Origin of the sequence: Streptomyces sp. PA03-6a (assembly GCF_033792765.1) — a bacterium.
GTDB lineage: Bacteria > Actinomycetota > Actinomycetes > Streptomycetales > Streptomycetaceae > Actinacidiphila.
Window position 1 is genome coordinate 1 of the sequence record NZ_JARAVK010000159.1, and the last position, 21,254, is coordinate 21,254.

At 74.1% G+C, this 21,254-nt stretch carries 18 protein-coding genes and 1 pseudogene; 7 read left to right on the forward strand and 12 right to left on the reverse strand.

Going from position 1 to position 21,254, the window contains the following annotated elements; genetic code table 11:
• Positions 1-713: pseudogene (locus PV350_RS30755) on the reverse strand (glycosyl transferase family 1); the annotation flags it as partial.
• 206 nt (positions 714-919) lie between these two features.
• Between PV350_RS30755 and PV350_RS30760 the strand changes: the two are divergent.
• From PV350_RS30760 to PV350_RS30770, 3 genes are read left to right on the forward strand one after another with little or no spacing between them, the layout of a single operon-like run.
• Positions 920-2,785 (forward strand): AbeC-like domain-containing protein, encoded by a 1,866-nt coding sequence (locus tag PV350_RS30760; protein ID WP_500337152.1) that lies wholly within the window; start codon positions 920-922, stop codon positions 2,783-2,785.
• Complete coding sequence (locus PV350_RS30765; protein ID WP_499513599.1) at positions 2,782-3,153, forward strand: hypothetical protein; 372 nt, start codon at positions 2,782-2,784, stop codon at positions 3,151-3,153. Before PV350_RS30760 ends, PV350_RS30765 begins: the two co-directional genes overlap by 4 nt.
• A complete protein-coding gene (locus PV350_RS30770) occupies positions 3,146-4,018 on the forward strand; it encodes a SecDF P1 head subdomain-containing protein (protein WP_500337153.1) in 873 nt (290 codons plus the stop codon). Before PV350_RS30765 ends, PV350_RS30770 begins: the two co-directional genes overlap by 8 nt.
• 79 nt (positions 4,019-4,097) lie before the next feature.
• Here the strand turns inward: PV350_RS30770 and PV350_RS30775 are convergent, their stop codons facing one another.
• From PV350_RS30775 to PV350_RS30790, 4 genes are read right to left on the reverse strand one after another with little or no spacing between them, the layout of a single operon-like run.
• A complete protein-coding gene (locus tag PV350_RS30775; protein WP_499513597.1) occupies positions 4,098-5,213 on the reverse strand; it encodes a hypothetical protein in 1,116 nt (371 codons plus the stop codon).
• Between the two features lie 3 nt (positions 5,214-5,216).
• Positions 5,217-6,173, reverse strand: coding sequence for an N-acetylneuraminate synthase family protein (locus tag PV350_RS30780; protein ID WP_500326633.1), 957 nt, complete (start codon positions 6,171-6,173; stop codon positions 5,217-5,219).
• Positions 6,170-7,459 carry a cytidylyltransferase domain-containing protein gene (locus PV350_RS30785; RefSeq protein ID WP_499513595.1) on the reverse strand — a complete coding sequence of 430 codons (1,290 nt, stop codon included), beginning with the start codon at positions 7,457-7,459 and terminating at the stop codon, positions 6,170-6,172. The genes PV350_RS30780 and PV350_RS30785 overlap by 4 nt, the downstream gene beginning before the upstream one ends.
• Positions 7,460-7,488: 29 nt before the next feature.
• Positions 7,489-8,796 (reverse strand): DUF6716 putative glycosyltransferase, encoded by a 1,308-nt coding sequence (locus PV350_RS30790; protein ID WP_500337154.1) that lies wholly within the window; start codon positions 8,794-8,796, stop codon positions 7,489-7,491.
• A 187-nt stretch (positions 8,797-8,983) separates the two neighbouring features.
• On the opposite strand from PV350_RS30790, the gene PV350_RS30795 reads away from it, so the two are divergent.
• Together PV350_RS30795 and PV350_RS30800 are read left to right on the forward strand one after the other, a co-directional pair.
• Complete coding sequence (locus tag PV350_RS30795) at positions 8,984-9,964, forward strand: glycosyltransferase family 2 protein (RefSeq protein ID WP_500337155.1); 981 nt, start codon at positions 8,984-8,986, stop codon at positions 9,962-9,964.
• Positions 9,964-11,316 carry a polysialyltransferase family glycosyltransferase gene (locus PV350_RS30800; protein ID WP_500337156.1) on the forward strand — a complete coding sequence of 451 codons (1,353 nt, stop codon included), beginning with the start codon at positions 9,964-9,966 and terminating at the stop codon, positions 11,314-11,316. The genes PV350_RS30795 and PV350_RS30800 overlap by 1 nt, the downstream gene beginning before the upstream one ends.
• 89 nt (positions 11,317-11,405) lie before the next feature.
• Here the strand turns inward: PV350_RS30800 and PV350_RS30805 are convergent, their stop codons facing one another.
• Positions 11,406-12,065, reverse strand: a complete 660-nt coding sequence (locus tag PV350_RS30805) for a TetR/AcrR family transcriptional regulator C-terminal domain-containing protein (protein WP_499513591.1) — start codon at positions 12,063-12,065, stop codon at positions 11,406-11,408.
• 66 nt (positions 12,066-12,131) lie between these two features.
• Here PV350_RS30805 and PV350_RS30810 point away from each other — a divergent pair, with 66 nt between their 5' ends.
• On the forward strand, positions 12,132-13,592 hold the full coding sequence (locus tag PV350_RS30810) for an FAD-dependent monooxygenase (protein ID WP_500337157.1): 1,461 nt from the start codon (positions 12,132-12,134) through the stop codon (positions 13,590-13,592).
• A gap of 1 nt (position 13,593) precedes the next feature.
• Here PV350_RS30810 and PV350_RS30815 read toward each other — a convergent pair whose 3' ends face one another.
• Positions 13,594-15,174, reverse strand: a complete 1,581-nt coding sequence (locus PV350_RS30815; RefSeq protein WP_500337158.1) for an acyl-CoA mutase large subunit family protein — start codon at positions 15,172-15,174, stop codon at positions 13,594-13,596.
• 124 nt (positions 15,175-15,298) lie between these two features.
• Between PV350_RS30815 and PV350_RS30820 the strand changes: the two genes are divergently transcribed.
• Complete coding sequence (locus PV350_RS30820; RefSeq protein ID WP_500337159.1) at positions 15,299-16,192, forward strand: L,D-transpeptidase family protein; 894 nt, start codon at positions 15,299-15,301, stop codon at positions 16,190-16,192.
• Here the strand turns inward: PV350_RS30820 and PV350_RS30825 are convergent.
• The 5 genes from PV350_RS30825 to PV350_RS30845 all read right to left on the reverse strand — a co-directional run bounded on the left by PV350_RS30825 (position 16,183) and on the right by PV350_RS30845 (position 21,004).
• Complete coding sequence (locus PV350_RS30825) at positions 16,183-16,608, reverse strand: SRPBCC family protein (RefSeq protein ID WP_500337160.1); 426 nt, start codon at positions 16,606-16,608, stop codon at positions 16,183-16,185. The genes PV350_RS30820 and PV350_RS30825 overlap by 10 nt on opposite strands.
• A 336-nt stretch (positions 16,609-16,944) precedes the next feature.
• Entirely contained in the window at positions 16,945-17,991 is a 1,047-nt protein-coding gene (locus tag PV350_RS30830; RefSeq protein WP_500337161.1) for a hypothetical protein, read from the reverse strand.
• Positions 17,988-18,620 carry an RNA polymerase sigma factor gene (locus PV350_RS30835; RefSeq protein WP_499516923.1) on the reverse strand — a complete coding sequence of 211 codons (633 nt, stop codon included), beginning with the start codon at positions 18,618-18,620 and terminating at the stop codon, positions 17,988-17,990. Before PV350_RS30835 ends, PV350_RS30830 begins: the two co-directional genes overlap by 4 nt.
• Positions 18,621-18,671: 51 nt before the next feature.
• A complete protein-coding gene (locus PV350_RS30840) occupies positions 18,672-19,199 on the reverse strand; it encodes an RNA polymerase sigma factor (protein WP_499516922.1) in 528 nt (175 codons plus the stop codon).
• A gap of 239 nt (positions 19,200-19,438) precedes the next feature.
• The gene (locus tag PV350_RS30845; protein WP_499513585.1) at positions 19,439-21,004 is read right to left on the reverse strand and encodes a beta-N-acetylhexosaminidase; all 1,566 of its coding nucleotides are present in this window, start codon (positions 21,002-21,004) and stop codon (positions 19,439-19,441) included.
• Between the last annotated feature and the right edge of the window lie 250 nt (positions 21,005-21,254).

Genomic DNA, 21,254 nt, shown 5'->3' on the forward strand with positions numbered 1-21,254 from the left:
CGGTGGCCGGTGCCCTCGGCGCGCATCGCGGCCCGCACGGCGGTGCCCAGGGTCCGGTGGCCCAGGGCGTGCACGAGGTGGGGGCGCAGTTCGTCGAGGACCGGGCCGTAGGCGATCTCCAGGTCGAGCAGGAGCGGGTCGAGCCGGCGCCAGCAGCGCTTGCCGAGCAGCAGCCGGGTCGCGGTGGCGGCGGCGCCTTCCAGGGGTCCGCCGGGGGTGGCGCGGCGGCGGACGGCGGCGCGGTACTGCGCCGAGCGCAGCGCCGTCCAGGCGCGGCGCAGCACGTGCCGGAACCTGCCGCCCGCGTGGGCCAGCCGGGCGGCGGCCTTCACCGGTAAAGGGCGGTGGATCACGTCCAGCTCGGCCCCGCGGGAGGCCAGCAGGGCCGTGTGGGCGGCGAGCAGCGCGTTGCGGTAGGCGTGCGACTCGGAGCTGCGGTAGGCGAGGGCGTGCCGCAGGCCCGGACGGGGGCGCTGCAGCCGACGCCGGTGGAGCGTCTCGGCGACGGTGACGCGGATGAGCCGCACTCCCCCGGGCACGGTGCCGGCACCGCGTCCGGAGGGGCGCGGCCCTTCCGGGGCGCGGCCGATGAGCGTGACCTCGTACCCCGCGGCGGCCGCGGCCGCCGCCACACGGTGCGCCCGGGAGTCGCCGTCGAGCGCGCTGTCCGCGAGGACCGCAATGCGCGGCGCGGACCTCGGTGCCGTTGCCATGGATGAAGACAACCGGGTACGGGTGACCGCTCGGTGAAGTGGATCTTGCGGAGAGTGGAACGACACCGGCCGCCGACCCGCGCGCCCTTGCGCGCCCCCGCACTTCAACACGCCCCGGCGCGGCCGGTTTTCCCTCTTGCCGCGCCTTTCGGGAGCTCGCCGGCGGCCACCAGACTGGTGTGACGAGGGGAAAAGGGGTGGGGCGTGTGACATCGCGATACCCGGGCGCCGGGAGCACGGGGGCCACCGGGGACACGGAGGCGTACGGCACGGACGGCGCGGGCGGTGGGGATGCGGGCGACGGGGGCACGGCCGCGGTGCCACCGCCCCGCCCCGGGCACGCGCCGCGGACGCCGCAGGGGGCGTCCGCGGCTCCGTACGGCGCCGAGGAGGACTGGAGCGCGTCCACCCGCTACATGTGCGCGGGGGCGCGTCTGGACGAGGGCTTCGCGCGCCGGGTGGTGCACGAGCTGCGGCACGAGCGGTACCGGGCCTGCGCGCCCTCCTACGGCGTCGACCTCGACCGGGTCGGCGCCCACGCCGAGCAGACCTTGCGCGACCTGCGCAAACGGGATCTGGCCGTCGGCGCCGCCTTCGTCCTCTCGCTGCTGGTCGCCCCGGTGACCACCCTCGCCTACTGGTTCGCCACCGCCTTCCTGCCCGGGGGCGGCACGCAGGCGGGCTCGGTGCTGCCGAGGCGGCGCCGGGTCCGGGAGGGGCAGCGCGACCCGGCCGTCATGGCGGTGCTGCGGGCCCTGGCGGTGCAGCTCGCCGTCCTGCTGGCGGCCTCCTGGCTCGGCGCGCTGGTGCCGTTCTGGCCGAGCGCCGGACCGGTGGTGACCTTCCTGCTGACGCTGGTGCTGCTGATCGGCTGCCCGTGGCTGTTCACCTGGGAGCAGCGCAACGCGGCGTGGAAGGCCATCCGTGAGCAGCTGACCCGTGAGGCCTTCCGCTCCCCCGCGGAGGATCCGCCCCGCGACCCGGACGCGGCGGGGCTGCCGCAGTCCTCCGTGGGCGGCGACGCGAACCTCGTCGTCTACAGCGGCTACCGGCCCTTCGTGGGTGCGGGCGACGAGGTCACCTCATGGTCCTTCGCGATGCGGCTGACCCCCGAGGGCCACGAGCCGGGCTCCGGGCAGGAGCCGCCGCCGGTGCCCTTCGACACGGCCGGGCTGATCCGGCGGATGGCCGACGACCTCGACGCCCTGCGCGCGGCCGCGGCCTCGCCGGTGGACCGGATCCCCGGCCTGGAGGTCGCGGAGAAGGTCTTCGTCCACGGCACGGAACTGCGGCAGAACGCGCTGTACGGGGAGGCGGTGTTCTGGCCCGGCGCCGCGGGCCACTGGCCGCCCGAGGGCAGGCCGGCCGACCAGCTCTCCTCGGAGCGGATCGCGGCGGCCCGGGGCGTCGTCGACGGCCCCGTACGGCACTGCCTGGCCGCGCAGGTGCGCAGTTGGGGAACGGACCTGGTGCTGTCGGTCTTCGTCCAGACCGCGGTGAGCGGGGCGACGCTGTACCTGCAGGCCAACACCCTGGTGCTGACCCCGGTCCGGGAGGCCTACCGGGTCGCCGACTCCGTCTCCCGTCCCGAGGAGGCCGAGGAGGCGGCGCCCGGACTCGCGGACGCGCTGCTGCTCAGCCGCTCGGTGCTGATGTCCGCGCTGCCCGACGCCTATGCGGAGCTGCGCGCCCCGGCCCGGCGCGAGCGCGCCCTGGCGGCGCAGCGGACGGCCATCACGGACGACCGGCGCTATGACTTCGGCGCCAGGATCAGCCTGCGCGAGCTGGCGTCCTCGCACACCTACCGCGACTTCTTCCAGAAGGTGGACGTCACGCGGATCGGCAAGCAGATCGAGCTGCAGATCCTCGGCACGCTCGCCGAGTTTCTCGCCGAACACGGCCTGGACCGTGGTGATCTGACGCAGCATCGGAACGTCATCCTCAACCAGGGGATCATGATGACCGGCGGCTCCATGAGCGGCAGCATCGCGGCGGGCTCCGGTGCCGCCGCGATCTCCACCGGCGGCCGGCAGCCCGCGGCCGGGACGGGCAGTGAGGGGGGCGCGAAGTGACGCCGCAGGATCCGGCTCCGCAGGTCAACCACGGCATCGTGATCGCGGGCGACGCCCGGGTCAGCGACTCGGCCCTGGCCGCCGGGCACGGGGCGTCCGCCCGCAAGGACGGCACGGACGCCGAGGCGCTGCGCGCGGCGCTCGCCGCGATCGGCGAACTCCGCCGCCGCCTGGACGCCTTGGAGGGCGCCGAGGCCGCCGGGGAGGAGGCCGGCGCCCTGGCGGACGACCTCACGGCGGAGGAGGTGGACGGCCGCCGGGTGGGCGAACGGCTGACCCGGCTGCGGGCCCTCGTCGGCGACGCCACCGCGCTGACCGGGCTGGTCACGGCGGTGCACGAGAGCGTACGGGCGATCACCGGTGGGTGAGCGTCCGCGCCGCGGGCGGTCGACGGCGGCGCTCGCGGTCTGCTGTGCGGCGCTCGCGGCGGCGTGCTCCCTGCCGGGGGACGGCGAGGGGGCGGGCAAGTCCGCCGACGGCCCCCGTACGAAGGCGGTGTTCGCCCCGCGTGATCCCGTGGACGCGGCGCGGCTGCGGCAGATCGCCGACCTCATGGGCAAGCGCGCCGAGGGCTTCGGCTACGAGGACGTCACCGTGGAGGCAGGCGCGGGCCGGGTCACCCTCTCCCTGCGCGGAGGGAGCGAGCGGGAGATCGCCTCGCTGGGGAAGCCCGCGGTCCTGGTCTTCCGGCCGGTGGTGCTGCTGGAGGCCTCCGGCGCCGGCTCGCCCGCGCCCCCGTCCGGCTCCGGGACGGGTCCCGGCGGCGCGGAGTACGCCGCTCTGGACTGCTCGGCGCCCGCCCAGCGGGTCGACCACCAGCAGGGCGACGCACGGTGGGCCGTGGCCTGCGCCGAACGGGCCGAGAGCGGCACGTGGACGAAGTACCTGCTCGGACCCGTCGCCCTGGGCGGCACCGAGATCAGCGACGCGGAGGCCGTGCTCGACACGCGGAACGCCGCCGGATGGCAGATCCGGATGACCTTCGGCAGCAGCGGCGCACGGAAGTTCGCCGACCTCACCGCGCGTCTGGCGACGCAGCTGAGCCCGGCCAACCAGTGCGCGATGGTGCTGGACGGCGCGGTGCTGTCGGCGCCGCTGGTCAACTCGGCCATCACCGGCGGCACCGCCGTCATCACCGGCAACTACACCCGCAGCTCCGCCGGCCGGCTCGCTGCCCAGCTGGGCAGCGGCGGTCTGCCGACGGAGATGGAGGTCGTCTCCGTGACGCACTGACCCGCCGGCGGAACGGGCCGGCGGGCCGGTGCGGGTCGGTCTCGTCCGTCCGGCCGTCCGCCCGTCCGGCCGGACGGGCTCAGTTGACGGCGGCCGTGCCCGAGGCCACCGAGGCCAGGCCGTGCAGGTCGCGGGCGCTGCCGGTGATCCCGGACAGGAAGCTCTGGGCCCGCGGCGAGGCCCGGTCGGTCAGCCACTCCGGATCGACGTCGCAGACCCTGATCTTGACTCCGGTGCCCTCCAGGGCGAGCGGCAGGGTGTGCACGACCGTGGAGGGGAAGCTCAGGACCGTGTGCCCGATCGGGCCACGGCGGGCGATCAGTTCCAGCGGCAGGTCGGGCCGGACGATCTGCAGCCCGGTCTCCGCGGAGAGCCGGTGCAGCTTGTCGGCGCTCTCCCGGCGGTGCGCGAAGTAGCGGGTGGCACCGTGCGCCCGGGTCAGGGCGGCGACGGCGGCCAGGTAGCGCTCGGGGTCGACCACCCCGGTCTCCACGAGGGAGGTGCCCACGATGTCGGTGCCGGCACTGATGGTGGGCGGGCCGAACCGTGCCCGTGTCCAGGCGAAGCGGTTGGTCCGCAGCGCCATTCCGGGGGGAGGGGAGGCGGGCATCGAGCTGAACAGCTCGACCCGCCGCCCGGCGCCTGGGGTGAGTCGACGCCGGGCGGCCGAGGCGAAGACGCCGAAGGCCGCTTCCACCGGCGACAGCCGGCGGCCGCTGCGGTGCCAGCGGACGAGCCGGGCACCCCTGGCGAGGAGTTCGGTGAACTCCATGGTCGCCGTGCCGTCGTCCACGACGGTGATCTCCTTCGCCCGGCTGAGCGGCAGGAGCACCTGCACCAGCCGGGAGAAGGGGTCGCCGAGGACGACCCGTCCCGCGGCCCGCAGGGCCGGGGTCAGTTCGACGGCGGTGCGCAACAGCGAACCCCGGGAGGAACGGGCTTCGCACCAGCGCACCGTGATGCCCTCGTCCATCGCCAGCTCCGTCATGCGACGGAGCTGGCCACGCGTCATGGGGTCACGCGGGGCGAGGGCGACGATGGTGAGCGGCCGCCCGGGCGCCACCGGGCCCGGGACGGCCGTGGCCGTCCCGGGCCGCGGCGTGGGCACCGCGGGCGGGTGAACATGCGCCCACTCCAGCACGTTGAGCAGCTGAACGGGGCTCTCTACGAGTGCCAGAGTGCCGCTGTCGCTCATGGATCAGGCCGACACCGACTGCGGCTCGGCCGCGGCGGCCGCCTGCGCCGCCTCCTGCTCGGCGATGACGCCGGGCACGCGGCGCAGCTTCTTCATCGGGCCGAGCTCGCCCTCGTAGACCTTCTTGACACCGTCGCCGAGCGCCTGCTCGATGATGCGGATGTCGCGGACCAGGCGGTCCAGACCCTGCGGCTCGACGGAGGCGGCCTGGTCCGAGCCCCAGTTGGCGCGGTCGAGGGTGATGTGGCGCTCCACGAAGACCGCGCCGAGGGCGACGGCCGCGAGCGTGGTCTGCAGGCCGATCTCGTGGCCGGAGTAGCCGACCGGCACGTTCGGGAACTCACCCTGCAGGGTGTTGATCATCCGCAGGTTGAGCTCCTCGTGCTTCGCCGGGTAGGTCGAGGTGGCGTGGCACAGGATGATGTTCTCGCTGCCGAGCACCTCCACCGCGTGGCGGATCTGCTTCGGGGTGGACATGCCGGTGGAGAGGATGACCGTCTTGCCGGTGGCGCGCAGGGCGCGCAGCAGCTCGTCGTCGGTCAGCGAGGCCGAGGCGACCTTGTGGACGCGGACGTTCTCGAACTTCTCCAGGAACTCGACCGAGGGGACGTCCCACGGGGAGGCGAACCAGTCGATGCCCTTCTTGGTGCAGTACTCGTCGATCGCGCGGTACTCGTCCTCACCGAACTCCACCTTGTGGCGGTAGTCGATGTACGTCATGCGGCCCCAGGGGGTGTCACGCTCGATGTCCCACTGGTCGCGCGGGGTGCAGATCTCCGGGGTGCGCTTCTGGAACTTCACACCGTCGGCGCCGGCCTCCACGGCCGCGTCGATCAGGGCGAAGGCGTCCTCGAGGGAGCCGTTGTGGTTGATGCCGATCTCGCCGGTGACGTAGACGGGCTGGCCGGGGCCGACCAGGCGGTCGCCGATCGGACGAAGGCGGGCGTTGGTGGTGGTCACTGGGAGAGTTCCCTTCGGGAAAGTGAGGGGCCGAGGATCCACGAGGCGATCTCGCGGACAGCTCCGCGTCCTCCGGGCATTGCGGTGACGGAGCGGGCGGCGTCCTTGACGATGTCGTGCGCGTTGGCGACGGCCGTGGGCCAGCCGACGAGCGCGAAACAGCCGAGGTCGTTGACGTCGTTGCCGACGTACAGGACCCGCTCGGGGGCGATTCCTTGCTCCTCGCACCACTGCTTGAGTGCGAGGTCCTTGCGGTCGATGCCGTGGAGCACGGGGACCTTGAGCTTGCGGGCCCGCGCGGCGACGACCGGGTTGGTCTCCGTGGACAGGATCAGGACGGGCAGGCCGTTGTCGCGCAGGGCGGCGATCCCGAGCCCGTCACCGCGGTGCACGGTGACGGCCTCGCGTCCTTCGGAGTCGACCAGCACCGTGTCGTCGGTCTGGGTGCCGTCGAAGTCGAGCACGACCGCGTCGATGTCGTCGCGGGTCGGGTGCGCCGGCGCCTCGGGGGCGGTCTCCGTCGCGGGGTCGAGCAGCGGGGCCAGGGCGCGGGCGCGGGCCAGGTCGTCCGGCTCGTCGATCTCCAGGACCTTGGCGGGGTCGGTCCGCACCAGCGCGGTGTGGCCGAAGAAGCGGTGCTTCGCCTCGCGGAAGCCCGGGACGCGCATCGCGTAGGCGGCGCCGGTCTCCAGCAGGTCCTGCGGGCGGTCCTGGCGACGCGGGCGGTGGGCCTTGTCGTGGTTGACGCCGTAGCCGCCGGTCGCGGCGGCCACCGTCGTACGGGACCGGCCGCCCTCGGCGGCCTCGTCGGCGGCCGCGGCGGCGGCGGCGCCGATCTGGTCGGCGGCGTCACGCCAGATGAAGCCGTGGAAGGGGGCCACGGTCACGGCCGTGTCCGCGCCGTCCTCGACGATCGCGGCGACCACGCCGTTGACGTCCTCGGTGGTGATGAACGGGCTGGTGCACTGGACGAGCAGCACCACGTCGGCGCCGCGCCCGGTCATCGCCTCGTGCGCGTCCATCGCGTGCAGGACCGCGGCCTCGCTGGTGGCGGTGTCCCCGGCGATGGCGGCCGGGCGCAGGACGACCTCGGCGCCGGCGGTGCGGGCCGCGTCGGCGATGGCGGGGTCGTCGGTGGAGACGACGACGTCGGTGACGAGGTCGGCCTCGCGGCAGGCGCGCACGGCGCGGACGACCAGCGGCACACCGCCGACGGGTGCGAGGTTCTTGCCGGGTACGCCCTTCGAGCCGCCGCGGGCGGGAATGACGGCCAACACCGTTGGCATGGTGGCTCCTTGCGACTTGGGGGGCGGGTTCACAGCTGGCCCCACCTGCGGATCACGGGCGCGACGCGCTGCACGCCCTGGCGGTACGCGGCGCGCGCGGAGTTGCGCGCGATGTCGCGCACGGCCCGGCGCAGCGGGCTGGGCTCGGTGGGCTCGGTCGCGGCGCCGGGCAGCGGCTCGCCCTTCGGGTCGAGGCCGTGGCGGGCGAGCACGCCGGGCAGGTAACCGGGCGCGGTGGTGGTCGTGTAGTACGGCGCCAGCGGCGGGAGCACAGGGGCGGCGGCCAGTTCCGTGACGCGCTCGCGCACGGCACGGAAGGGGTCGCCGTCGGAGGCGATGCCCTGGTTGCGGGCCCACTCGGGGTGCACCCTCGGCACCTCGCCGGAGTCGATCTGGTCCCAGGAGGCGTAGGCGCCGGAACCGAGGAAGTGGTGGTTGCCGAGCGCCTCGCGGATCCCGAGGTCGGTGAGGACGGCCGTGGGGATGCCGCGGTGCATGGACTCCAGCGCGGCCGTCGAACTCACCGTGACCAGCAGGTCGGTGCGGTCCAGGACCTCGCCCATGTGCCCGTAGACGAGCTTGAGGTTCTTCGGCGGGTCCAGCTTGGACACCAGCTTCTGGTACGGCTGTTCCTCGATGTGCGTGGTGTGCTCGCCCGGCTTGCTGCGCAGCTTGACCAGCACCTCGCGCTCCGGGTGGAAGCGCGCGTGGTCCACCGCGCGGCCCAGCAGGTACGTGCGGTCCCTGCGGCTGTCCGGCACGGAGGGCTGGACGGCGAAGACCACGGTGAACGGCCGGTCCCCGGAGGGCTCGTAGGGCTTGCCCTCCAGGAAGGGCAGGGCGGTCTCCACGACCGTCCCGGCGTCGGTGCCGACGCCCTCGTAGACGTCGCGGAAGCGCTGCGCGTCGTGGGCGCTGTTGGCGAGCACGGCGTCGGCGCCGGCCCGCAGCAGGAGCCCGTCGGCGAGCTTCTCGTAGACGACCCCGACGTAGCCGGTGACGACGACCGGACGGCGGGGGGTGCCCTGCCAGGCGCGGGCGAGTCCGTGCAGCATGGCCTGGACGGTGCCGCCGACGCAGGAGAGCACGACGACGTCCGCGGTGTCACGGGAGGTCCCGGCCAGGAACTGCGCCGCGGTGACCTCGCGCATCGAGTCCGCGGGGATGCCGACCTCGGCGAGCTGGCGCTCGGTCGGGGTCGCCCGGCCGCGGAGCAGGCGGGCGTCGAGCCGCGCCTCCGGGGCGATGCGGCGCGCCGTCAGCGCACCCCATTTCCATCGGGTGTCCGAGTCGGCGAGGACGGTGACCCTGATCGGGTCGGCGGTACTTGCTGGCACGCCGCAGACGCTAGGAATGCATTTCGAGCGGGTCTCCAACGCAACGCCAACGGACGGTTAACAACGCGCCGCCGAATGGGGAATCGGCCGCCCCTGACGGCGGATTCATGATTCCGCCATCTCCCGTTCACCTTGGGGTGGGGAAGGCGTCAGGGTGGGGGACGAGCCGCCCCATAGGGTGCGCGACGTGGTTAAGCTCTCCGTCATCGTCCCGTTCTACAACGTGCAGGATTTTGCTCCTGACATGTTGAGGAGCCTCCGCGCGAATACGCGCGCGGATTTCGAGTTCATTCTCGTGAACGACTGCGCAACGGATGACACCCCGGGAATCCTCGAGCGCGCGCTGCCCGACCTGCCCGGGGCGATACTCGTCTCCCACGAGAGGAACGGCGGGCTCGCCACCGCCCGCAACACGGGCATCGACGCCGCCCGGGGCGAGTACCTGACCTTCCTCGACGGCGACGACTGGCTGGCCGAGGGCTACCTGCCCCGGCTGCTGGAGGCCATCGAGACCCTCGGCACCGACTTCGTGCGCACCGACCACGTCGTCTCCCACGGCCGCAGGCGCACCGTCGCCCGGGTGCCGCACGGCCGCCGCGGGGTCGCCCTCGACCCGCGCGAGGCGATCCTCCCCGCCGACCGCACGACCTCGGTGGACTACCCGTACGCCTGGGCCGGCATCTACCACCGGCGGCTGGTCGACGCGGGCCTGCTGCACTTCCCCGACGGGCTGCGCACCGCCGAGGACCGGCCGTGGATCTGGCGGCTGCACCGCGAGGCGAAGTCCTTCGCGGTCGTCGGCCTGCTGGGCGTCTTCTACCGGCGCGGGGTGGCCACCTCGCTCACCCAGATCGGCGACATCCGCCAGCTGGACTTCATCCGATCCTTCGACCAGGTCCTCGCCGAGACCGCGGCGGACCCCGACGCGGACCGCTTCCTGCCCAAGGCGGTGCGCACCTACTGCGCGGTGATCGCGCACCACCTGGGCGCCATGGACCGCTACGAGCCCCGGGTCGCCCGGAAGCTGAAGGCGATGAGCGCGGCCGCCCTGAAGCAGATGCCGCAGGAGATCCTGAACGAGGCGCTGGACTCGATGGACATGAAGCGCAGCCTGCTGCTGCGCCGGACACGCAGGCGCCTCGGCCTCGCCGGGGCGGTGGCCGCGTGATGCCCCGTACCCAGGTGTTCCTGGCGTCGACGCTGTTCGGCGCCGCCACGGTGGCCGCCGCGATGGACGTCGGCCTGTTCGCCCCGGCCGACCGCAGGCTGCTGCTGGTCAGCAACAACGCCGCCGTGCCCGAGATCGCGCCGGCGCTGGACACGGCACCGGGCTTCGGGGCGCTGCGCGGCCGTTTCGACCGGGTGCTCTCGTGGAACGACACGATCGCCCCGCTGCACCCCTCCGGCTGGTCCCCGCGCCCCGAGGACGTGCCTCTGTGGGAGCGCCACCTGCGGCGCCTGTGGGACCTCGGCGAGGACGAGGTCGAGCTGGTCGTCGAGTCCCTGCACGTCGACCCGGCCCTGGCGCTGGTGAACGTCTTCCCGGGCGCGCCCGTCGAGGTGTACGCCGACGGCCTCATGGTCTACGGCCCGACCCGGGACAAGCTGGACCCGCTGGTCACGACCCGGGTGGGCCGGCTGCTGCACCTGGACCTGGTCCCCGGGCTGCGGCCGCTGCTGCTGTCGGAGCACGACGTCCCCGCAGGGCTCGTCCCCGCGGAGGCCTTCACCGGCGTCCTGGCGGGGATCGCGGACCACGACGCGGCCCCGGCTCCCCTCCCCGAGGGCGGCGCGCTGCTGCTCGGCCAGTACCTGTCGGCGCTGGACGTCCTCACCGCCGCCGAGGAGGAGGAGCTGCACGTCCGCATGGTGCGCGGCGCCGTCGCGGCGGGGCACCGCACGGTGGTCTTCAAGCCGCACCCGACGGCGCCCGCGCACTGGTCGCGGCGGCTGGAGCGGGAGGCGGAGGCCCTGGGGGCGGAGCTGACCGTGGCCGGGGCGTCCGAGCTCGCCGAGGTGCTCTTCCTGCGGGCCCGCCCGCGGCTGGTCGTCGGCTGCTTCTCCACCGCGCTGTTCACCGCCTCCGCCCTGTACGGGCTGCCGGTCGCCCGGGTCGGCACGGAGCTGGTGCTGGACCGGCTGACGCCGTACCAGAACAGCAACCGCGTGCCCGTCACGATCGCCGACCGCCTCCTGCCGGACCTGGAGGACCGGACGTACCGCGAGGCGGCGGAAGCCTGGCGGCCGCCGACGGCGGAGCGGGTCGAGCGGGACCTGACGCCGCTGGTGCGCGCCGTGGGCTACTGCATGCAGCACCAGACGTACGCGCATCTGCGGGACGAGGCGGTCCGCTACCTGACGGACGGCCTGGACACCGGCACCTGGCGCTACTTCAAGCGGCGCCGGCTGGCCTCCCTGGCGCTCCCGGGGGCGGTGCCGTCCCAGCTGGCGTTCCTGCCGGCCAACCCGGCCGTGCGTAGGGTCGCACGGCGGATCAGGCATGTGACGTCCCGCGGCTGACGGCGGGACGTCAGGGCCACGGGGGCCGGCGCGGAGGATCGCGCCGGCCCCCGTGCGGTGACGGCCGCACGGTGCTGCCCGCGCGGTGACTACCGCGCGCCGTCCGGGGCGAGGGTCCGCTCGATGCCCGCGACGAGGATCCGCAGACCGGTCTCGAAGCGCGCGTCGTAGTGGTCGAACATCTCCCGGCCGGCCTCGCCCACCAGTGGGAACTCCCCGCCGAGACGGGCCTGCCGCTCGTCGGTGTCGTAGCGCGGGTCGCGCCGGCCGGGCAGCGGCTGCACGGCCTGCTCCTCGATCACGAAGCCGATGGTGAAGGTGTACGCGGTGAACCACGCGTTGAGGGCGTCCTCGACGCGGAAGCCCTGCTCGACGAAGGCACCCAGGTAGCGCTCCAGGGCGCCCGCGTGGCTGTCGTCGGTGAGGTGCGTGCCGCTGAAGACCTTGGCGCCGTCCCGGTAGGCCAGCAGGGCCGCACGCGTGCCGCGGCAGGCGGTGGCGATCCAGTCCCGCCAGTCGGAGCCGGGGACCTCCTGGCCCATGCCGCGCTCCAGCATCTGCCGCAGCATGCGGGTGGCCATGGCGTCGAGCAGGGCCTGCTTGTTGGCGAAGTGCCAGTACAGGGCCGGTGCCTGCACCTGGAGCTCCTTGGCGAGCCGGCGCAGGGTCAGCCCTTCGAGCCCCTCCTCGTTCAGCAGGCCGAGGGCGGTCTCCACCACCTTGTCGCGGTCCAGTCGCGTCGCTGCCACGTGCCCATCCTGTCCGTCCGTCGACACCCCTTGACAATTTAACACCGTTAAGGGGACTCTCGGGATATGGAACTTAACAGCGTTAAGGAAACCGGTGTCCTGATCGTCGGGGCCGGCCCCACCGGACTCGCCCTCGGCATCGACCTCGCCCGCCGCGGTGTGCCCGCGCTCGTCGTGGAGCGCTCCGACCGGCTGTTCCCCGGCTCACGGGGCAAGGGCCTGCAGCCCCGCTCGCTGGAGGTGCTCGACGACCTCGGCGTGGTCGGCGCCGTCCTCGCGTCGGGCGGCCCCTACCCGCAGGGCCGCGTCTGGCAGGACGGCCGTCCGGTCCACGAGTGGGAGATGTTCGAGCGGGTGCCCGCCACCTCCGCCGCCCCCTACGGCGCGACGTGGATGGTCCCCCAGTGGCGCACGCAGGAGATCCTGCACGCGCGGCTGCGCGAACTGGGCGGCTCGGTCCGCTTCGGCGCCGGACTCACCGGTCTCACCCAGGACGCGGACGGCGTGACCGCGGAACTGGCCGACGGCACGAGCGTGCGGGCGGCGTACCTGGTCGCCTCCGACGGCGGGCGCAGCGCCGTGCGCAGGGCCCTGGGCATCGCCATGCACGGCGAGACCGTCGACCCCGCCCCGATGCTCGTCGCCGACGTGACGCTGACCGGCCTGGACCGCGAGCACACCCACGTGTGGCGGGGCCCGGACGACACCGGCGCGGTCGCCTTCCCGATGGGCGGCACCGAGCGGGACTTCCAGTTCGTCGCGACGTACCCGGCCGGCGCGGAACGCCCCGACACCTCACCGGACGGGGTGCGCAAGACCGTCGAACAGCGCACCCACCTGGCGGCCGACGACGTGCTCGAGGTCACGTGGAGCTCCGACTTCCGGCCGCGCGCCGCCCTGGCCGAGCGCTTCCGGGAGGGCCGGGTCCTGCTCGCCGGGGACGCCGCCCACATCCACTCCCCCGCGGGCGGCCAGGGCCTCAACACCGGCATCCAGGACGCCTACAACCTCGGCTGGAAACTCGGCCAGGTGCTGCGGCACGGCGCCGCGGCCAAGCTGCTGGACAGCTACGAGCAGGAACGTCTGCCGGTCGCCGCCGACGTCCTCGGCATGAGCACGCACCTGCACCGCAGCACCATCAGCCGGGGCCGGCCGATGAACCAGCGGGGCGCCGAGGTCCACCAGCTCGGTCTCGGCTACCGCGACGGCCCGCTCACCGCCGAGACCCGCGAGGGCCTCGCCGAGGACGCCCTGCGGGCCGGGGACCGCGCGCCCGACGCACCCCTCACCGGCGGCGGGCGGCTCTTCGACGTCCTGCGCGGCCCCCACTTCACGGTGCTGGCCGTCGGCGCCGAACCGCCCCCGGCGCTGCCCGGCTTCGCCCGCGCGCACCGCGCCGGGCCCGGCAGCGCGGTCCACCGCACCTACGGCGAGGGCCTGTTCGTGGTCCGCCCGGACGGCTACGTCGGCCTCGCCACGTGCGATCCGGAGCGCGTCACCGCCTGGCTCGCCCGCTTCGCCGGGTGACTCAGAAGACGTCCGAGGGGACGTACGTCCCCCAGACCTCGCGGAGCGCCTCACAGACCTCGCCCACCGTGGCCCGGGCACGGAGCGCGTCCCTCATCGGGTACAGGACGTCCTCCGTGCCCTCGGCGGCCTTCCGCAGCGCGGACAAGGCCGAGTCCACGGCCCGCCCGTCGCGTCCGGCACGCAGCGCGGCCAGCCGCGCCACCTGCGCCTCCTCGATCGCGGGGTCGACGCGCAGCGGCTCGTAGGGCTCCTCCTCCCCCAGCTGGAAGCGGTTGACGCCGACGACCACCCGCTCCGCGGAGTCGGTCTCCAGGGCGATCCGGTAGGCGTTGCGCTCGATCTCGGCCTTCTGGAAGCCCCGTTCGATCGCGCTCACCGCCCCGCCGAACTCCTCCACCTTGGCCATCAGCTCCAGCGCGGCCGCCTCCAGGTCGTCGGTCATCGACTCCACGACGTAGGACCCGGCGAAGGGGTCCACGGTCGCCGTCACGTCGGTCTCGTACGCCAGGACCTGCTGGGTGCGCAGCGCGAGCCGGGCGGACTTCTCGGTGGGGAGCGCGATCGCCTCGTCGAAGGAGTTGGTGTGCAGCGACTGCGTGCCGCCCAGCACCGCCGCCAGCCCCTGGACGGCCACCCGCACCAGGTTCACCTCCGGCTGCTGGGCGGTCAGCTGGACGCCCGCGGTCTGGGTGTGGAAGCGCAGCATCCACGACCTGGGGTTCCTCGCCCCGAACTCCTCGCGCATGACGCGGGCCCAGATGCGGCGGGCGGCACGGAACTTGGCGACCTCCTCCAGCAGCGTCGTGCGCGAGACGAAGAAGAAGGACAGCCGGGGCGCGAAGTCGTCCACGTCCATGCCCGCGGCGAGGGCGGTGCGGACGTACGCGATGCCGTCGGCGAGGGTGAAGGCGATCTCCTGCGCGGGCGAGGCGCCGGCCTCGGCCATGTGGTAGCCGGAGATGGAGATGGTGTTCCAGCGCGGGATCTCGGCGCGGCAGTAGCGGAAGAGGTCCGCGACCAGCCGCAGCGAGGGCTTGGGCGGGAAGATGTACGTGCCGCGGGCGATGTACTCCTTGAGCACGTCGTTCTGGATCGTGCCGGTGAGCCGGTCTGCGGGCACCCCCTGCTCCTCGCCGACCAGCTGGTACATCAGGAGCAGCAGGGCGGCGGGCGCGTTGATCGTCATCGAGGTGGAGACCCGGTCCATCGGGATGCCGTCGAAGAGCACCCGCATGTCCTCGACCGAGTCGACGGCCACGCCGACCTTGCCGACCTCGCCGTGGGCGAGGGGGGCGTCGCTGTCGTGGCCCATCTGGGTCGGCAGGTCGAAGGCGACGGACAGGCCCGTGGTGCCGTGGGCGATCAGCTGCCGGTAGCGCGCGTTGGACTCGGCGGCGGTGCCGAAGCCCGCGTACTGGCGCATCGTCCAAGGCCGGGTGGTGTACATCGTCGGATGGACACCGCGGGTGTAGGGGTAGCCGCCCGGCTCACCGAGCCGTTCGCCCGGGTCCCAGCCGTCCAGGGCGTCGGGGCCGTAGACGGGCTCGATCGGCAGACCGGATTCGGACTCGCGTGCCATGCGTCATGCCTCCAGCGACTCGGCCCCCATTCCTCAGTGTGCGGCGAACCGTGACCGGGCCGGTGCAACTACATGCCGGGGAAATCAGTCAAAGGGTGTACCGACTCATCTCCAGGGGGACGAAGTGGCACTCATATCCGTCACAAGATCACGCGCGGCGGCCGCGGCCGCCGCGCTGCTCACCGGGGCGCTCCTCGCCGGCTGTACGGCCCAGGCGAGCGAGCCCACCGCCAGGGCCTCCGTGGCACCGGGCACCGCGGGCCCCACGGCGAGCCCCTCCGGGAGCCCGAGCACGAGCCCGGGCACGGCGCCGGGCAGCGGCTCCCCCTCGCCGACGGCGTCGCCGTCCGCCACGAAGGAGCCGGAGGCCGACCGCACCCCCCGGCCGGTCGTCGTGATCGCACGGGGCAGCAGCAGCGCGAAGGTGCGCGAACTGCAGGCGCGGCTGAAGCAGCTCGGCCTCTTCGGCCGCAACCCCACCGGCTACTACGGCGACGTCACCGCCTCCGCGGTGCGCGCCTTCCAGTCCCGTCACAAGCTGCCCGCCTCGGGCACCGTCACCGACAGGACCTGGGCGAAGCTGCGCTCGGTCACCCGGCAGCCCACGCACGGCGCCATGTACCCGCCGACCAGCAACCCGGTGGCGAAGCTCGACCCGCGCTGCATGACCGGCCGTGTGCTGTGCGTCAGCAAGAACAGCCGCACCCTGGCCTGGGTGGTGAACGGCAAGGTCGTCTCCGCGATGGACGTCCGCTTCGGCTCCCAGTACACGCCGACCCGCGAGGGCACCTTCAGCGTCTTCGCCAAGAGCCGGAACCACGTGTCGACGATCTACCACACGCCCATGCCGTACGCGATGTTCTTCAGCGGCGGCCAGGCGGTGCACTACTCGGCCGACTTCGCGGCCCGCGGCTACGCGGGGGCCTCGCACGGCTGCGTCAACGTGCGCGACCGCGCGAAGATCTCGGCGCTCTTCGACCAGGTGCGGATCGGCGACAAGGTCGTCGTCTACTGGTGACCCCGGGCCAGGAGCCCGTCCAGCGCCCGCCCGAACAGCAGCCGGCCGGCCCACGCGGTGGGCCGGTCGAACGCCCCCGGCAGCGGGCGCACCCTCAGGTCCTCGCGCCACACCACGCGTGAGCCCCCCGCCTCCCGCGGCCACACCTCGATCTCGGCCCAGCCGAGCACGGTCCGGCCGCGCTTCTCCAGCCGGCACCGCCCGGGACGGCCCGCGTCCGGCGGCTCCCAGCGCACGATCTCCATGGGGTCGTCGACGGCCATCCGCCCGAGTCCGGTGCGTGCCGTGAACGACCGCTCCCCCGTGACGACGGCGGTGGTGAACGGCACCAGCTCCGCATGGCGTTCCCAGTCGGTGACCCGGCGCCAGGCCTCGGCGGCGGGGAGCGGGCAGTGCCGCTCGATCCGGAAGATCACGTCGTCGAGCCTACGCCGCCGCCCCTGCGGCACCACGTGAGGACGCGGGCGGAGCGGGGGGAAAGCGCTCCGCCCGCGTCCCTCGTTGGGGGCCCGATACGGGGGGACCGGGCGACCCCTCGACCGATGACCAGTCGGTCTACTGGTTAAAGCGCCCGGGAGGCCGAAAGTGTCACACCCCGCACCCGCCGCATCCGCCGCGCCCGGGAGCGCGGCCGGGAGGGAGAGCTGCCCGGCCGCGCTCGGGTGCGGACCCGTGGGCACGGGAAGTGCCCGGATCCGCGGGGCCGATGACCAGTCGGCCCGTCCATGGGAGCGCGCGGCGGCCGGAAAGTGTCACTCGCCGCCGTGGCCACGGTGCGGTCCCGGCCGCCCGTCGGACGGTACGACCGGGGCGGACAGTGGGGACGGTGCGGCCTTGGAGGCCGGTACGGACGGTGCGACCGGGGCGGACCGTGCGGTGCCGCGCGAGCCGTGGCCACCCTGGCGGTGGTGTCCGCCGGAACGGTTCTTCCAACGGCCGCGGCCCTCCCGGGAGTCGTCGTCGCCCCGCTCGTCCCCCTTCCCGGCCTTGCCGCCGTTCCCCCCGTGCCCGCCGTTCCAGCCGAGCAGCCCGGCGCAGTAGCGGCGGACCTCGCGCTGGCCGCCGCCCGCCGCCTCGCGCAGCTGCTTGTAGGCCTGCTCGTCCACGCCCTTGCGGTGCCGGCCGGCCGCGGCGTAGGCCCGGCACAGCGCCCTGTGGTCCAGGGCCGGCGTGGAGGACGGCGTGGAGGACAGCGTCCCGGCCGGCCGGCCGGGGAGGACGGTGCCGTGGGTGCCGCCGGTACCGCCCGCCGGGCGGCCGTGACCGGGCCCGGGGCCGGGGCGGGAGGTCGGCGGGGCGGTGCGGCCGGGTGACGGCGAACCGCTGTCCGAGGCCGCCGTCGCCGCGCTCTGGGTGTGGACCGGGGCGGGGTCCGGGACACCGCTGCCGAGCAGGGCCGGCAGCGCGCCGGCGGCGGCCGCCACGCTCACCCCGGCCACCGCGGCGGTCGCGATCAACGTGCCCGTCAGCGATCTGGAGTGACGGGGCGTACGGCTCCGCCCGCTCCGGGACACCGCGCCCGCGCCGGGCGACCAGTCGTCGGCCGTGCCGAGGCGGACGCCCGCGGAACCCCCGGTGAGCGCGTCGTCGCCGCGCGCGGCACGGAACGCGGCGACGGCGGCCTCCTCGCGTTCCGGGTCGAGGGGCGCGGGAGCCGCGGCGGCGGCCAGCAACCCGGCCACGGCGGCGGCGCGCTCGTCGCGCCAGGCCCGCTCCGCGGGGTCGTCACCGTGGGCACCCCGCAGCAACCGCTCGGCGGTGGCGTCGTCCAGCCAGTCCTGTCCTCGGTTATCGCTCATCTCATGTCCTCAAGCGTTCGGGACGCCGAAAACGTCACACTTGACGACCCGCCGTCGGAATCCAGCAGCTCAGCCAGACGGCGCAGGCCGCGGCTGGTGGCCATGCGCATCGCACCGGGCCTCTTGCCGACGACCTCGGCCGCCGACCGGGAGTCCAGGCCCATCACGACGCGCAGCAGCACGGCCTCGGCCTGGTCCTGGGGAAGGGCGGCGATGGCCGCCAGCGCGGCGCCGGTGCCCACCGCGGCGACCGCCTCCTCGGCGGTGTCCGAGACGGCGGGCCGGTCGAGCAGTTCCTCCACCCCGGCGGCGGCCAGCGGCCGGCGGCCCACCGCCCGCAGGTGGTCCAGCGCCCGGTTGCGGGCGACCCGGGCCGCCCAGCCGCGTACCGCGTCCCCGTCGCCGTGGAAGCCCGGCAGGTCGCGCGCTATCTGCAACCACGCCTCCGACGCCACGTCCTCGGCGTCCCCCGCGCCGACCAGCGAGCGTACGTACTGCAGCAGTTGCGGCTGCACCGCTCGGTACACGAACCGGAAGCCGTCCTCGTCCCCCTCTTGCGCCGCGCGTACCGCGGTCGCCAAATCCACGTGCGGGCCTCCCCCTCGGAATCGCGCACCATACTGCCCCATCATGGGCGCCGGCAGGGCGTCCGGGGGCGGCTACCCGCCGGTCACCAGGGGTCAGGACAGCAGCCGGGAGAGCCGCTTCAGGCCGCGGTGCGCCGCCGTACGGACCGCTCCCGCGCGCTTGCCCAGCACCCGGGCCGCGGACACCCCGTCGAGCCCGACGACGACGCGCAGCAGCACCGCCTCCGCCTGGTCGGGCGGGAGCGAGGCGATCAGGGAGAGGGCGCGCTCGGTGGCGAGCGCCTCCAGTGCGCGGTCCGCGGTGTCCTCGGCCGCGGGGAGGTCCAGCAGTTCGGGGTCGAGGGGACGGGCGCGGGGCCTGGCGTCCTGGCGCCGCAGGTGGTCCAGGGCCCGGTGCCGGGCTATGGTCGCCGCCCAGCCCCGGAAGCCCGCCCCGTCCCCGCGGAACCGGCCGAGGTCGCGGGCGATTTCGAGCCAGGCCTCGGAGGTGACGTCCTCCGCGTCGTCGCCGACGAGGCCGCGCACGTAGCCGAGCAGCAGCGGCTGGACCAGCCGGTAGACCACCGCGAAGGCGTGCTCGTCCCCACCCTGGGCGCGCCCGACCGCGGCCCCGAGCTCCATGTCGCGGTCGGCCCGCGGATCGTGGCGCCCCCCGTTGCTGGCCACACCGTCCTCTCGAATCGCCGACATCCTGTACAGCGTGGATTCGCACTGAATCGTCACACCTGTCGGGCCGCCCTGGCGATGGGTGTGACATTTTCGGCCGCGTTGACGCTTTAACAATCAGAAGCGGCCGAAGACGCTCCTGTGGGGGGAGGCGGACTTCGGCCGCTTCACCTGGGACGGCCGGGTACGGCGGCTCAGCCGGCCCGGTCGGCGAGGGTGCTGAAGTCCTGCCAGCTCAGGACCGGCGGGCCCGGGTCCCAGAGCTTCTGGGTGAGCGCGCGCAGGGGCATCCGGATGCCGGCCGCGACCTCGTCCTCGGTCTGGGCGTCCGCCCGGTCGCACCAGACGGCCAGCCGCGCGCCGAGGATGCGGTCCGGTCCCGCGAGCGCCGCGGGCACGGCGCCGTCCCGGTAGACGACGGCCGGGGTCCACTCCTCGTAGATGCGCCGCCCGCTGGGGTAGGGGAAGTTCTCCGGCGCGCCAAGGACGTAGTAGAGGTACCAGGAGTTGAGGTTGAGCAGCTGCCGGCCCTCGCGCAGGAGGTCCTCGGGCAGCCGTCCGCGCAGTTTGTTGCTGGACCAGTAGGCGACCACCCGGTCCGGGTCCGCGGCGACCCGGGCGCCGCCGGAGAAGCCGTCGTTCCAGGCCTCGACCCGTTTGCCGAGCGATCGCAGGGTGGCGGCGCGGTCGTTGAGCCAGCCGGCCGCCGCGTCGGCCACCCCGGCGTCCGGGCCGTAGCGCTCACGCGCGTACGCGGCGAGCTGCGGGAAGGACGTCTCCGGGTGGTCCGTCACGAGCGGTCCGTACTCGTCGCCGCCGACGTGCCAGTAGGCACCGGGGAAGAGCGGTGCGTACTCCTCGAGCAGGTCGTCGACGACGCCAGCGGCACCGGGCCGGGAGATGTCCAGCGCCCCGCGCACGGGGGTGCCGTCCACGGAACGCAGCTGGAGGTCCGGGTGGGCGTCGAGCACGGCACCCATGTGGCCGGGGCTGTCGATCTCCGGGACGACGGTGATGTGCCGCTGCGCGGCCAGGTCGACGACGGCGCGGATGTCCTCCTTCGACAGATGCCGGGGCGACACGATCTCGGGGTGGCTGTCGCTCTGGACGCGGAAGCCCTGGTCGTCGCTGAGGTGGAGGTGGAGCTGGTTGTACTTCAGGTCGCCCAGCTCGCGGACCCTGGCCTCCAGCCACTCACGGCTGAAGTACTTGCGTCCGATGTCGATCATCAGTCCGCGCTCCGGCCGGTCCGGGCGGTCCTCGACGGTGCCGGCCGGCACCCGTCCGGTGGAACGGACCGCCTGGAGGAGGGTCCGCGTGCCGTAGAAGACCCCGGCGTCGGTGCCGGCGCGTACTGTCACCCCGTCGGCCGAACTTGTCATCTCGTACGACTCCGGGCCCGCACTACTCCGTTCGAGTGAAAGCGCGATGTCCCCCGGTTTGGCGGGCCCACTGACGTACGGCCGGCTGAGCTCCTGCGCGAGCAGCCGCGCCTCGTCCTCCACGGCGCTCCCGGCGGGCGCCACCACGCGCGAGCCGGGGCCCGGTACGAAGGCGGCGGTACCGGCGGCAGGGGTGAAGGAACGGACGGCGGGGATCGAGGGGAACCCGGCGGACGTGCTCGCCCGCTCCGCGGGCGGGGCGCCGGGGGCCGCGGTCCCCGCGGGTGCGGCGAGCGCGGGACCGGCCCCGAGCACGGCGCTCAGCACCGCGGTCAGCACGGCCGTCGCCGCGTACGCCGACGCACGTTTCGCCCGCATCTGCCACATGATCCGAATTTATGCCCGCTCTGTGGATCTCGCCGTGCGGACCAGGGGAAGCCGTGCACTTTCGTTCCCGTACGAGTGAAATTCGTGCATCCGTCGTACAGGGCCGAACATAGGCCGATACGGTGGTCGTCACTCGTCGTCCCCCTGTGGTTCACGCCGCGCAGCCGCCTCGCGGTTCCCCCCACCTTCGTCACCGTTCCCTCCCAGGAGCCCACCGCTGTCCAGCGACACCCCCGCCCTC

Coding starts and splice junctions, on each gene's coding strand:
- PV350_RS30840 (WP_499516922.1), bottom strand. CDS start 19,199: ATGGAGCTCGGGGCCGCGGTCGGGCGCGCCCAGGGTGGGGACGAGCAC.
- PV350_RS30830 (WP_500337161.1), bottom strand. CDS start 17,991: ATGAGCGATAACCGAGGACAGGACTGGCTGGACGACGCCACCGCCGAG.
- PV350_RS30845 (WP_499513585.1), bottom strand. CDS start 21,004: ATGCGGGCGAAACGTGCGTCGGCGTACGCGGCGACGGCCGTGCTGACC.
- PV350_RS30810 (WP_500337157.1), top strand. CDS start 12,132: ATGGAACTTAACAGCGTTAAGGAAACCGGTGTCCTGATCGTCGGGGCC.
- PV350_RS30835 (WP_499516923.1), bottom strand. CDS start 18,620: ATGGGGCAGTATGGTGCGCGATTCCGAGGGGGAGGCCCGCACGTGGAT.
- PV350_RS30800 (WP_500337156.1), top strand. CDS start 9,964: ATGCCCCGTACCCAGGTGTTCCTGGCGTCGACGCTGTTCGGCGCCGCC.
- PV350_RS30775 (WP_499513597.1), bottom strand. CDS start 5,213: ATGAGCGACAGCGGCACTCTGGCACTCGTAGAGAGCCCCGTTCAGCTG.
- PV350_RS30785 (WP_499513595.1), bottom strand. CDS start 7,459: ATGCCAACGGTGTTGGCCGTCATTCCCGCCCGCGGCGGCTCGAAGGGC.
- PV350_RS30815 (WP_500337158.1), bottom strand. CDS start 15,174: ATGGCACGCGAGTCCGAATCCGGTCTGCCGATCGAGCCCGTCTACGGC.